This window comes from Paenibacillus polymyxa (genome assembly GCF_015710975.1).
In the GTDB taxonomy this organism is placed as follows: domain Bacteria; phylum Bacillota; class Bacilli; order Paenibacillales; family Paenibacillaceae; genus Paenibacillus; species Paenibacillus polymyxa.
The window spans coordinates 3,972,931-3,986,202 of the sequence record NZ_CP049783.1 but is presented as its reverse complement, the minus strand read 5'-3'; the positions used below and the strand labels follow the sequence as shown (position 1 = coordinate 3,986,202).

4 protein-coding genes are annotated in these 13,272 nt (G+C 46.3%); all 4 read right to left on the bottom strand.

Features of this window, described 5'->3' with window-relative positions; translation table 11 throughout:
* Positions 1-14: 14 nt before the first annotated feature.
* The 4 genes from fabD to G7035_RS17665 all read right to left on the bottom strand — a co-directional run bounded on the left by fabD (position 15) and on the right by G7035_RS17665 (position 13,267).
* Positions 15-2,366 carry an ACP S-malonyltransferase gene (gene fabD, locus G7035_RS17680; protein ID WP_019687989.1) on the bottom strand — a complete coding sequence of 784 codons (2,352 nt, stop codon included), beginning with the start codon at positions 2,364-2,366 and terminating at the stop codon, positions 15-17.
* Positions 2,367-2,397: 31 nt separating this feature from the next.
* Positions 2,398-3,351: an acyltransferase domain-containing protein gene (locus G7035_RS17675; RefSeq protein ID WP_016822428.1), complete on the bottom strand. Its 954-nt coding sequence runs from the start codon at positions 3,349-3,351 to the stop codon at positions 2,398-2,400.
* Between the two features lie 62 nt (positions 3,352-3,413).
* A complete protein-coding gene (locus G7035_RS17670) occupies positions 3,414-4,289 on the bottom strand; it encodes an SDR family NAD(P)-dependent oxidoreductase (protein WP_016822429.1) in 876 nt (291 codons plus the stop codon).
* Between the two features lie 59 nt (positions 4,290-4,348).
* Entirely contained in the window at positions 4,349-13,267 is an 8,919-nt protein-coding gene (locus G7035_RS17665) for a hybrid non-ribosomal peptide synthetase/type I polyketide synthase (protein WP_019687990.1), read from the bottom strand.
* Positions 13,268-13,272 lie beyond the last annotated feature (5 nt).

Genomic DNA, 13,272 nt, shown 5'->3' with positions numbered 1-13,272 from the left:
TAGCTTGAATCCAACTAGATTGTAAGACTAGCAGTTAAAGCTTTAAATCTTTCATTTAGGTGCTCTGCAGTCTCAACCATTATTTTTTGTCCTATATCGTCAACATGTCTATTCTTCCAATTCTCAAGAGCTGTCCCCTTAACCCATTGATTAAAAGCGCCGAGGGCTGGTCCGCAGTGTACTTGATAATCGACTCTGTTGTTTTTGTCGCCATTAATGGCAAGTCGAGTAGAATAAGTAAAGTACCATCTAAATATCAAGGCCATCTTACGTTTCGGGATTCTTTCAGCTTTTTCAATGATTTCAGCCGGGTAATAAGCTTTAATATCTTCATAGACTTGTTCGATACTCTTCTTAAAATATTTTTCTTCAATATAATGTTTGGTTTCTCTATCAATTTCATCTATGGAATTATAATTCCGGTAAAGATCATATAATTTATTCGCCCTGGCCGGGAAAAACACTCCTTTTTTCATAACCTGAACTTTTGCCCCCATTTCAAACATATCCCCTGCTGGAGCGTAGTCCGTATCCTGAATGTTTAATTGCTGGAGCAAATCTTTTACTTCATCACTCGTCCCTGCTTCAACCGTACACTGATTGATTGAACCCGTCATGATAAAATCAGCACCCAGTATAAACGCCGCCGCTGCAGCTTGTGGAGTCCCTATTCCCCCGGCTGCCCCTACCCTTATACTTTTATTGTGTTTATACTTTCGAATCGCTTCATCCCTCATCTGAAGCATCAGCGGGACCAATACATAAGCAACTGCATGGTCAGTATGCCCACCTGAGTCAGCCTCGACGCACAAATCATCTACCATGGGAATTTCCATCCCCATCATCGCTTCTTCCCGGCTGATCCTATTTTCCGCCAGCAGCTTATTGATAATATTCTGAGGCGCAGGACTCAGGAAGGCTTCAACAACCTCTGGCCTGGATACTTTCGCAATAATTCTGTTCTGTGGCGTAACATTTCCCTGTGCATTCCGTCTCAGCCCCTTCAGCCTGTACCTAACCAAAGAAGGTGTGATACTCATAAACGCAGAGGCTTCAATATTTCTAACACCGTATTTTATGTACAAATCAACGATGTTATTTTCTATGTCCGGGTGGTCCGGCACATGAATCAGATTCATTCCATAGGCTTCGCCATGGTTCAATTGCTTCTGAATATACTTTATGGTTTCCTCCAGAACATCCATCTTCACTCCCCCAGTTCCAAAAAATGCCATCATTCCTGCCTTTCCTGCTGTTACGACCATCTCTTTTGAAGAGATTCCCTTGTACATAGAGCCTATAAGATACGCATACTTAATTCCGTAATCTTGTTTAAATTCGCTATGCCCAAGAGACTCTGCCGTAAATCGTTTGCTGGATTCCAGTACGTCATGACCGGATTTTGTTATGGGAGCCTGTCGCTTTTCGGATATCGATTCATCATTTCTCAACGTATCCTTCGACATCCTCTTCTGTACCTGTTCGTTTCGGTCTTCAACCTCTGTCACGATCAATGGCTCGGCTTCTCGTTGTATGGCATTAACCAATCCTGCCACAACATTTCCAGGCCCGATTTGGATAAACTGGGTTACACTTTTACCCATCAGATACCGTATACTCTCCGACCACTTGACCGGGCTTACAATCTGGTTGATCAGCGTACTTCTTAAGTCCTGCTGCTTGTAGGGTCTGGCATGGACATTGGAAATAACGGGTATTTTGATGTTCGAGAATTCAAATGGCGCCGCATAGGCCTCAAATTTCTGTTTGGCATTTTCCATATACCTAGAGTGAAATGCTCCACTTACATTCAAAACCACATAATTTCGGGCTCCTGCATCTTCAAAAATCGGTTTCGCCTGCTCAATCAGTTCCTTTGGCCCTGAAATGACAATCTGGCTGGGCGAATTATAGTTGGCAACATCGAGCTCTATTAATTTATTTTTCTCCATTACTTCCCGAAACACTTCTTCTTTCAAGCCTAAAACTGCCGCCATTCCGCCACCAGTAGCCCGAGCCATCAGCTCTCCTCTTTTTTGGACCAGCTTCAAGCCGGTTTCAAAATCAAACGCTTCCGCGGCAAATAAAGCATTATATTCACCCAAGCTATGTCCTGCAACATAATCGGGTTTTCTTCCGGTCTCTCTTATTTTTTTCAGATAGCTTAAAGCGTTTACGACGAATAGGGCTGGCTGGGTAAAATCCGTTTGCCCGAGCTGGTTGGCAGGGTCTTCAAGGCACAGCTTCTGAATAGAATAACCAAGAACTGCATCCGCTTTGGCAACCAATTCTGGAAATTCATCAAACAGTCCTTCGCCCATACCTTTTACTTGAGCTCCTTGTCCAGGGAACAGATATGCGATCATTGATTTCCTCCTTGTTAGTAATGGATGCATATTAGGCAAATATTTCGAACAGACGATCCAAATTTTTTATGTCCTGTTGAAAAGGGGAGAGAATAGAACAGACGCTTGCCTTTTTCTTGGGGCCAAAATTGTACTTTACAAAATTAGCAAGCGTGCCCGAGGGACCGAGATCAATATAGACAACACCGTCCCTGTCTCCCAGACACTTTAGAGCGCTCTGAAATTGCATAGGCTTTCTAGTAACATCCCAAAGAAAACGGTTGTCAAGCCATGTCATCTTCCCGCCGTACATAGATGAAACCATATTTATTTTAGGGCTTCTTATGGTCATGAGCTTTAAAAATTCCGTATATTCCAATGCGATTGGGTCCATTAAGGAAGCATGAAAAGCATAGTGTACTGGCAGTCTTTGACAGATCATCTCATTTGCCTTCAAATAGTGTTCAATCTCTGACAGACCCTCGCAGCTGCCTGAAATAACAAAATGCGAGTCAAAGTTGATGGATGCCAGCTCTGAGTTGGTATTCAATATGGGTACTTCATCATACAGACCGGGATCACCAATGACGGCCATCATACCCCCTTTCGGACAGTACGTTTCCACCAGCTGTGCTTGCTTGATAATGCATTGAAGTGTGTCCTCATAGCTCATGCAGTCAGCCACAGCACCAGAAACAGACTCACCCAGGCTAGAGCCTAAAACATAATCAGGGTAAATTCCCTTTTCCAATAACACCTGTGTGAGCGCATATTCAACCATAAAAATGGCAGGATGAGTATATAGCAGGTTGTCAAACTCTTCTCCCCTGCGACGCGTGTCATCGAACAGCGTTTTTAATACAGACCTGCCTGTAACATCCATATGAATCTCATCCAACCTGGTCATCCATGTTCGGAAAACCGGGTTGGACATATATAATTCCTTTCCCATACCGTAGTATTGCGAACCTTGACCTGAAAACATAAAAACCACTGATCTGTCCATCCGAGTAACCCCCACAACGTATTGATCAGACTCGCCTAAGCAGTTCCTCTATCATTCACAGTTCATAACAAATTGCGCACTAATTGCATTTGGGATGCCGTAGGATTACTTTCATTAAGGACATTCTCCATATGCTGCCTGATTGCAGGTTTGAATTTCGGTTCTGTGATGATATATAGCTGCCCTTTTCGGATGCCCTCAAAAATTTGATGGGCCACATCCTCTGGAAGTATGCCATTTTGGACAGCCTTGCGAGCCAATTCGGTAATGACTTGTCTTTCGGGCGGAAGATTTCCACTCCCATCTGGCTTACGCAGCTCTGTCGGGCGGTTTCGCTCTGCATCCATAATTTGAGTACGGACGAATCCCGGACACACAACCGACACTCCCACATTAGAACCGATCAATCTTAGCTCTTGGTATAGCGTTTCAGACAGGCTTAAAACGGCATGCTTTGACGCGCTGTATATTCCATTTCCAGGACCGGACAGCAGACCAGCAATCGATGCTGTATTTACAATATGGCATGGAGTTTTTTGTTTCACCATAATAGGAACAAAAATTTCGGTAGCAAACAGAATTCCCCAAATGTTTACGTTAATTACCCACTGCCAATCTGCCACAGTATTCTCCCATAATAAGCGGCCTGTGCCGGCATCCACACCTGCATTATTGAACAAAAGATGCACAGCACCAAAGGTCTGAACTGTTTTTTGCGCTAATAAACGAATATCAGCTTCTTTGGAAATATCGGTCACAACAGATAGTGTAGCTGCGCCCATTTCTTGCAATTCTCGTTCAGTCCTTAGAAGAGCCCCCTCCTCAATATCCGCCAGAACAACCTTCATCCCTTCATTGACACATCGGTCTGCAATAGCTCGGCCAATTCCGCTGGCAGCTCCCGTAATCACAGCTACCTTATCTTTGAACTCCCTCATGTTTACCTCCGGAATATTCGTATTTTTCGTTAGACAGGGTTTTGTTCCCCAATGTGTGCTCAGAAAGGAGAAGTCGGTAAGGGAATTCTACGAACAGTGTGTCCCTCATGGAGCGCCTCCCACGTAATCCTGCCTCCCTGGGTCCAATACATCGCAATATTTTCCAGATTTCTCTCCTCTAGAAGTATTTGAGAAACTTTCTCGCCTACTTTTCCTGACAGAAGTGCACTTTTATTTGAATCTTCTCCGCCTTCTCCGATAAATACTGGAATAGATGCTCTCTCCGGCTCGTTGCCCTGGCCGACTGACTCGATAAGCTCTCTAAGACCAGTTCGCAATTCCTCCCGTGAGCTCGCTACGATTGCCGCCCGGCACTTCATCGCTTCACGGCCTGTCTGAAGGGTGAAAGCAATATCATGTAAGGAAAGCTCGTGCTGCTGCTCTACATATTCAAGTAATTGACTCGCAAGCGCATTTAGTCGCTCCCAGTTTATGTCTGAGAGAACCACTACTTCTGTCTGATCTGCCCCTTGCAACTGGACAGCTTCTTTTGGCGAAGGGATGTATTCTTCCAGAATAAAATGAACATTCGATCCCCCAGCACCGAAGGAGCTTACTGTTGCCCGTAGCGGAAATTCCCGCTCTTCTCCCTCCAGCTCTATTACAGGCCGCTTCCATTCCTGAAGCTCCCGCTGCAAATAAAATGGAGTATTGCTGAACGTAAGATTAGGATTCAGCTTTTCCGCTTTAATGGTGGGAACCAGCTTTCGATGCCACAATTGCAATATGGCCTTGGTAAGCTGCGATATCCCCGAGGCCGCTTCTGCATGGCCTATATTGGATTTAACCGAACCCATGGCACAAAAGTGCTGCTCATCCGTAAATTTCTGGAAAGATTTTTTCAAGGCGACTAGCTCAATCGGGTCTCCTAATGTAGATCCATTGGCTGCTGCCTCTACATAGCTGACTGTCCGAGGGTGAATGCCGGCTTTCAAAAAGTTCTCTTCAACAAGTTGTGCCTGTGCATTGGGATTGGGGACCGTGTACCCATTACTGTGTCCTCCATGATTAGTGGCCGTAGATTTGATGACTGCTAAAATGCAGTCTCCATCCTCCTCTGCCTTATGAAGCGGCTTTAAGAGAACTGCCCCAACACCTTCAGCAGGAAGATATCCGTCTCCATCCGCAAAGCTTCGACTTTCTTCATGGCTTCCGATCAATTGGTTCTGGCTGGATTCAATATACTTTTTGGGGCTTGTCAACAGATTCCCACCGCCAGCTACTGCGATTTGACACTCACCTCTGATCAGGCTTTCACATGCCATATGGACAGCCACAGCAGAGGAAGAGCTCATCGTATCAATGGATATGCTCGGTCCCTGGAAATTGAAATAATGCGACATGGGGTTGGCGACGGCAACAGAACCAAAGGATGTGATCCGAGGGGCATCCGTATTTGTATCACAGGTGCAGTATTTATGATACGTAGCACCAACGTAGACCCCAACCTTGGATTGGTGTTTTTTCTGTAGCATCTCTCGCGTATATCCCGCACTTTCCAGCAGGCTCCATATCATTTCCAGGAAAAGCTGTTCCATAGGGTCCATCAAACTCACCTCATAAGGAGTGAGGTGAAAGAAAGAAGAATCCAACGGATTTATTCTGTTTAGGAAGCCCCCCCACTTGCAGTAGGTTTTTCCCGGTTTATTTCTTTCTTTATCAAAGTAAAGATCGTGATCCCAGCGATCTTTGGGAACTTCGGTAATGCAGTCCTTGCCCTCTTGGAGATTTCTCCAGAATTCTTGAATATTTTCCGCTCCAGGATATTTTCCAGACATCCCGATGACAGCAATGTCCATCGCTCCTGTTTCTGTTTTTGTTTCTATTTTTGTCTTCGTTTCTTTTGCCTCCTCCTTAGGCTCTACTCGCACTGACGAAATAGGTGAGTGCCGAAATAAAGGAGAGGGCGCTTTTGCATGCTCTACGATGCCCATGGATTTCGTGCTGGCTGCCGCGACTAGCTCTTGTTCAGCACCAAACAAAGCGTTCAATTCGTCCCGATGAGATTCCAGGAAGTAAGCCGTTAAACTCTGGATATTCGGATATTCAAACAGTAAGGTTCTGGACAGTGATCCAAACGTTTCTTCCAACTGATCGGTTATTTCCATAGACTTTATGGAGTCAACCCCATAGTTTTCTAAGTTTTTATCCTCTTCAATGCGCTGTTCCGGCAGTCCAGTGGATGAGGAAAGTAAGCCCTTTAGATAACCCGTTATCTGATCACGCAACCGCTCTTCTCCAGCCAGGGATTTTGTCTCATTGGCTACGGAAGCCGTGTCAGCTATTGCACTTACAGTCGCTACCTGATCCAGACCAAACAAAGTGCTTAATTCGTCTCGGTGAGATTCCAGAAAATATTCGGTTAAGCTTCGGATATTCGGATATTCAAACAGTAAGGTTCTGGACAGTGATCCAAACGTTTCTTCCAGCTGATCGGTTATTTCCATAGACTTTATGGAGTCAACTCCATAGTTCTCCAGGTTTTTATCCTCTTCAATGCGCTGTTCCGGCAGTCCGGTAGACGAAGAAAGCAAGCCTTTTAGATAACTTGTCACCTGATCACGCAACTGTTCTTCTCCTGGTCGAAGTTCTGTATCCATTGCTGTCGTAGCGGTGGTGGCTTTTACACCTACAGTTACTGCCTGCTCCAGACCAAACAGAGCGATTAATTCGTCTCGATGAGATTCCAGAAAATACTCGGTTAAGCTCCGGATATTCGGATATTCAAAAAATATCGTCTTCGACACCTGATCGAACGTTTTCTCCAACTGGTCAGTCAGTTCCATGGACTTGATAGAATCCACCCCGTAATTTTCCAACGGCGCATCCTCTTCAATTCGATATGCAGGCAGTTCGATTGACGAAGACAACAAAGTCTTCAAGTAATGGGCCGTCTTTTCACGCAGCAGATGTTCATCTTGGACGGACACTGTCTTATTTTCTGAGAAAGGAGCGATGTTGTCTTCTGATCCGAGTCTCTGATCTCGGGCTGCTTCTCCGCTGTCTTCAAGCTGTCCTTCCATAATCATCATTCTGCTGATCAGCTCAATGTCTCCTTCTACCACCATCGCTTGATTCGATATGCAGGCTATACTTTGATACAACGCACGAATACCAGTCTCTGTCCTCATCGCATACATGCCTACATTCTGCAAAGCTTTTTCCGTCTCCTGGTCAGGTCGCATTCCGCCGTCTTTCCATAACGGCCAATTGATCGACAGCGTTTTGCCCATACGCTCCCAGGAGGATACCAAAGTATTACGATACCAAGCATAGGCATCCATGAACGCATTCGCGGTGGCATAGTCAGACTGACCCGCATTTCCGCCCACTCCGGCAGCTGATGAGAAAAGAATAAAGAAATCTAGGGGCATGTCCTTACTGGCCTGATCCAAATTGGCTAGTCCGACCACCTTCGGTGCCAGAACTTCCCTGAATTCTGCGCTCGTCTTTTTGATAATATAGTTATCTTTAATGATTCCAGCACTGTGCAGAATGCCGTTAATTCCGCCGTATGCCATTTGGATGTCCTCAATCAGGCCAACCACCGCTGCCTTCTGCGTGACATCCACCTGTCTGTATTCCACCTTGGCGCCCAAAGCCTTCAATTCTTCCAATTGGGCCAGCTTGTCCTCGGTCAGCAGGGACCGCCCAGTCAGAATCAAGGTTGCTTCCCTGGTCTGGCGCGCAATTTCTTTGGCAAAAATTAGACCCAGGCCCTTGGCACCTCCAGTAAGCAGGTAAACCCCATGATCTTTCCATGGAATTTGTGGTGTCGCTGGCATTTCAACCTTGTTCCAGGCAGGAATCCAACGTTTACCTTCTACAAAACGGATGCGGCTGTCCTCTGGACGCTGACTGCTCGACCTTAATATTTCAATGAGTCCTTCATTTTTTTCCGTTTCCCCTACTTCAATCAGTTGCCCGTAGAACTTTGGATTTTCCTTATGAGCCGTTTTGAGTATGCCGCACAGCCCGGAGAAAAGTAGTTTCTCATTTCCAGACATCGTTACCATTTGTACCAGCACTTTGCCTTTAGGCTTGTCAATTAGGATGCCTTGTATTTTCTCAAAAACCTGAACGGCATATGTTTCAAAGCGTCGGTTGACCTCTTCCATGCGGGCTTGTAGGGTGATGCATTCCACGCCTGTCAAGGAGGCCTCGACATGTACTGCAGCTATGGCATCTGTCTCACAAAGTATGACCACATGCCGTTCGTAGTCGGTTGCTATGGTTTCCTTATTAGCCGCCTGTTCTTTCCAGAATGGCTGTAGCATCATTGCACCGAGCGGTTGCTCACAAGTCTCCGCTTCCTTATAGGAGACCCCTTTTATGCGCACACAGATTCTGCCTGCCTCGTCGCACAAATCAATATCATACTTGTGCATCTTATGATTAATCTGATTTCCTCTTCCATGCCGTACTAACGCCCACATTTTGCTCGGACATTCCTGAAATATTTGAAGCTTATCTATCGCAGTCGGCAGTATTTTTTCCCGAGAATCAATGCCATTGAACTGCATAACATTTTCATTATTCGAAAGCAGGTATAACGGCAATTGCAGGGCAGCACTTGTCATGAAGGGATGCATAACAAATAGGCCCCCAGTATTCGCAATACCGGAAGGCAGTGATAGCTTGGCCAACACCAAACCCTGACCTATATAAACTTGCTCAGCGGACTGGAATTCCGAATCGTAGTTGGCTCCAGTCGTGCGCAGTGCTTCATCGTCTCCCCTAGGTAAAATATGATCAATGCACTCCATCTGCAAAGCCTGAATATCTAATGTTTCCGTTCTATTTAAAGCCTCCAGCTCGGCACTTCCCTCGCTGTGTAAGACAGGATCTCCTGCTTCGGTTCGTGTGCTGTAAATTTTGAAGCCAATTCCACCTTGATCTCCCGGAAAGAGTCCTATATGTATTTCCGGCTGATCTCCTATGACAGGAGCATGTGTCCATACCATGTCTGTGAGTGTGATGCCTGCCTGACCCTTCTCCTGAACTGTTAACGATTGTTCAACCGCTGCCCGCGCCATTTCAAGACATGCTCCATCCGACAGAACAAGTCTTCCATCAACGACGGAGTTATTCAGATAAAACTCCTGACCGTTGAAGATTGAGCTGAATCTTTGCTCAGAAAGAACGGAGGTATTGTGATGCAGTAAGGGGTGCAGATATGCCGGAGTGACGCCAGCGGGCTTTTCTTCATCTACTGATATCCAGTAGCGTTCCCTAGCAAAGGGATACGTAGGCAAACTGATGCGGAAAGGCTGGACATCACTGTAAAGTCTGTTCCAGTCAATGTGCACACCCTTGACCCACAATTCCGAAAGCCTGCCGTATTTCTCTGCTAGATTCCAGGCATCAGAGGATTCATCCAGCGCTTCTTCCTGCTTAACGACATCTAAACTCTCCTTATCTCGTTTAGCCTGTCCCCGATAAAGCTGTACAATATTCTGCCTTCCCCCAATAAATTCCTGCAGCTTGTTTCTAAGTTCCTCCACTGACTGAACGACCACAGCAAGGCGCTCTTCCATCGCCTCACGCCCTATCTGCAAGGTGTAAGCCACATTTATCAGGTCATTATCCGAGAAGTCATTTTTATCCATTGCAGCAGTCAATTGAACAGCCTGCTCTTTCAATGCTTCATTACTTTTGGCCGACAATACGATGACAACTGGCCTTTGCGGAGTAGAGGCAGCCTGTTCTGCTGGAATGTATTCTTCAAGAACGATATGGGCATTAGATCCTCCGGCTCCGAAGGAAGATATTCCTGCAATTCTCGGGTATTCCCGTTGCTCGCCGTTTTCCTCCAGAATCGGACGTTTCCATTCAGCAAGTCCCTGCTGAACTGCAAATGGCGTCTTGGCAAAATTTATATTGGGATTCAATACTTTGGCATGCAGACTTGGGGCAATTTTCTGGTTTTTCATTTGCAGTATAATTTTAGCGACACCCGCAATCCCTGCGGCCGCCTCCAAATGGCCTATATTTGATTTTACCGAGCCAATCGCACAGAACCCTGTATCCTGTGTATCCTTCTTGAAAGCCTGGGTAAGTCCGGTAATTTCAATAGGATCACCAAGCTCTGTCCCTGTTCCGTGGGCTTCAATATAACTGACTGTTCGAGCATTGACGCCTGCTTTATCCAAAGCCTCTCGGATCAATTCTCCTTGTGCTACCGGATTAGGAACGGTATATCCGTTCGTTTTTCCACCATGATTGATACTAGTAGCCCGAATAACCGCATAAATGTGATCCTTGTCAGCAATGGCCTGAGATAAAGGTTTGAGCAGTACAACGCCCGCACCTTCACCAGGGACAAATCCATTCCCCCCTTCGCCAAAACTCTTGCAACGTCCCTCTGGCGATAGCATTCGCATTGTGCTTAGAAAAACATAGTTGGAAGGATGAAGATATAAGTTGACTCCACCTGCAATGGCAATCTCGCATTCTCCGTTATGAATATGCTCACAAGCCTCATGGATTGCAGTTAATGACGAAGAGCACATGGTATCGACCGAAAAGCTCGGTCCCTTCAAATTCAAGAGATACGATATTCGATTGGCTACCGAACTGAACGATGTGCGAGGAAAGATCGGTTTGCCTTGCTCCCACAGCTTGGGCCCGTATAAATTGAAGCCTGTTGCGGTAATGCCTGCAAAGACGCCGATGCGCCCATTGTATTGCACTGCAAGCTGATCTCTGCTATATCCAGCATCCTCGAAGGCCTTCCAGCATTCTTCCAGGAATATCCGTTCCTGAGGGTCCATACTCATCGCTTCCCGGGGCGATATATTGAAGAAAAGAGGATCAAAATCTGCGAAATCCTCTACAAATCCTCCAGATTTGCTATAGCTTTTGCCCTTCTCCACAGCTTCCTTGATGTCAGGAGAATAAAATCCTTCCCTCTTCCAGCGATCCGCAGGGACCTCTGTAATACAATCTTTGCCCTGTTGTAAATTGCTCCAGTATTCTTCCATATTTTTCGCTTGTGGAAATCGTCCGCTCATGCCAATAATGGCTATTTGCTCGTGTTTCGCACTGCCTGTGTCTATAGCTGCGCTGCTGATACGTTGGTTTTCTTCCTTTGGCAGAGTCGGCAATGATAATTCGCTATTAACATGCAAGGATGCAGGGACGAAGTTTTCTTCCGGCTCCACCCGTCTGCCAAGTCCTGTCCACCGTACGCATTCCTCATAGTAGTCAGCAATAAAATATTTCGCTACCGCTTCCAACGTCTGATATTCAAAAAACAGGGTCATCGAGATTTCACCAAAAACTCCCTGAAGCTTTTGATTGAGCCTTGTAATCATGATGGAGTCTATGCCGTAGCTCTCCAAAGGCTCACTGACATCAATCTTTTCAACGCTCAGCTTAGTCACTTCTCCAAACAACACTTTAAGCTGGTGCAAGGTTTTTTCCAGAAGCAGCTCAGGATTTATCGGTGAAGAAGCTGTCTCTTCAACGTACACGTTCTCCTGTGGCTGAGGCTCCAATAGATGCTTCCGCAATCTGGACAAATCCCCCTCTATCACCAGCACCTGCTTCTGGCCAGAGGCCAGGCTATCATATAAAGCCTTAACACCGTTTGAAGTTTGCATGGCCACCATGCCAATACTTTGCCAAACCCTCTCCGTTTCAGCATCCGCATGCATGCCTCCATCCTTCCAGAGAGGCCAATTGACAGACAGCGTCTGCCCTTTGCGCTCCTTGCAAGAGACGAGGCTGTTTCGATAAAAGGCATAGGCATCCATAAACGCATTTGCTGCGGCATAATCGGCCTGACCAGGATTGCCCATAATCCCTGCGATGGAAGAGAAGAAAATGAAGAAATCAAGGTCTAGCTCCTTCGTCGCCTGATCCAGGTTGATCAATCCAGCTACTTTGGGCGCCATTACTTCCTTGAACTCTTCCTGCGTCTTGTGAATCATAAAACGATCCTGTATCACCCCTGCACTATGGAGGATGCCATCAAGCCCCCCATGCTCCTCTCGGATCTTTAGGACCAGTTGCGAGACCTCTTCCTTTCGGGATACGTCCGCTCGTTTGTACTCTACGCGGGCTCCCAGCGCCTTCAACTCCTCCAGTATGACCTGCTTGCCTTCGTCAAGCATGGAACGTCCTACAAGGACTAGCGTAGCTTCTCGGACTCGCCGGGCGATATCTCTCGCCAAAACAAGCCCTAAACCTCCTGCACCGCCCGTAATCAAATAAATCCCCTGATCCTTCCAGGGCACTCTTCCCGGAGTTTCAGGGGCTTTCATTTCATTCCAGCTGAGAATCAGACGTTTACCGTTCTCATACCGTATCCTTTTGTCTTTGGGGTATTGACTGTTCTCTTTCAATTTCTCAACGATCTCTTCCAAACCTGTAGCTTCCAATTCAACAAATTGCCCTACGATTTTTGGATTTTCTTTTTCGGCTGTTTGCAGCAATCCCAAAAGCCCAGCAAAGAGCTGCTGCCCGGTTTGTGAAGAAGCAACAATCTGTACCAACACGCTGCCCCTCAAGTTCTCTTTGAGGAGCATTTGCACTTCTGCAAGCAGTTGAAGGGCATAGCGCTGAAAGCGTTCATCCATGCCGGTCAAACCGGCATGGAGCTTGATGCATCGGGTTCCTTTCATGAGCGCTTCAATACTTCGCTCTGAGATATGATCCAGTTCACAAAGCACCACCAGATGCTGGCTACATTCATGAAGAGTCGCTTTTTGGAGCGCAGCTTGCTCTTTCCATGAAGGCTCAAGCATAAGCACTCCTGTATCCGCCAGAGCCCCCTCCGTGTTCCCTGCTCTGCTGTGCAGAGTTCCATCTGAAGCCATTTGAGCTTGAATTTGGCGTATTCTGAGGAGAGCTTCCTCTTTCTGCATCCGTCCGCTTTTTACCTCGCCCAGAATAGTTTGAAAAAAGTCCTTCATCTTCG

What these genes read in the sequence shown, in the direction of transcription:
- fabD (WP_019687989.1), bottom strand. Translation starts at nt 2,366, where the DNA reads ATGATCGCATATCTGTTCCCTGGACAAGGAGCTCAAGTAAAAGGTATG.
- G7035_RS17675 (WP_016822428.1), bottom strand. Translation starts at nt 3,351, where the DNA reads ATGGACAGATCAGTGGTTTTTATGTTTTCAGGTCAAGGTTCGCAATAC.
- G7035_RS17670 (WP_016822429.1), bottom strand. Translation starts at nt 4,289, where the DNA reads ATGAGGGAGTTCAAAGATAAGGTAGCTGTGATTACGGGAGCTGCCAGC.
- G7035_RS17665 (WP_019687990.1), bottom strand. Translation starts at nt 13,267, where the DNA reads ATGAAGGACTTTTTTCAAACTATTCTGGGCGAGGTAAAAAGCGGACGG.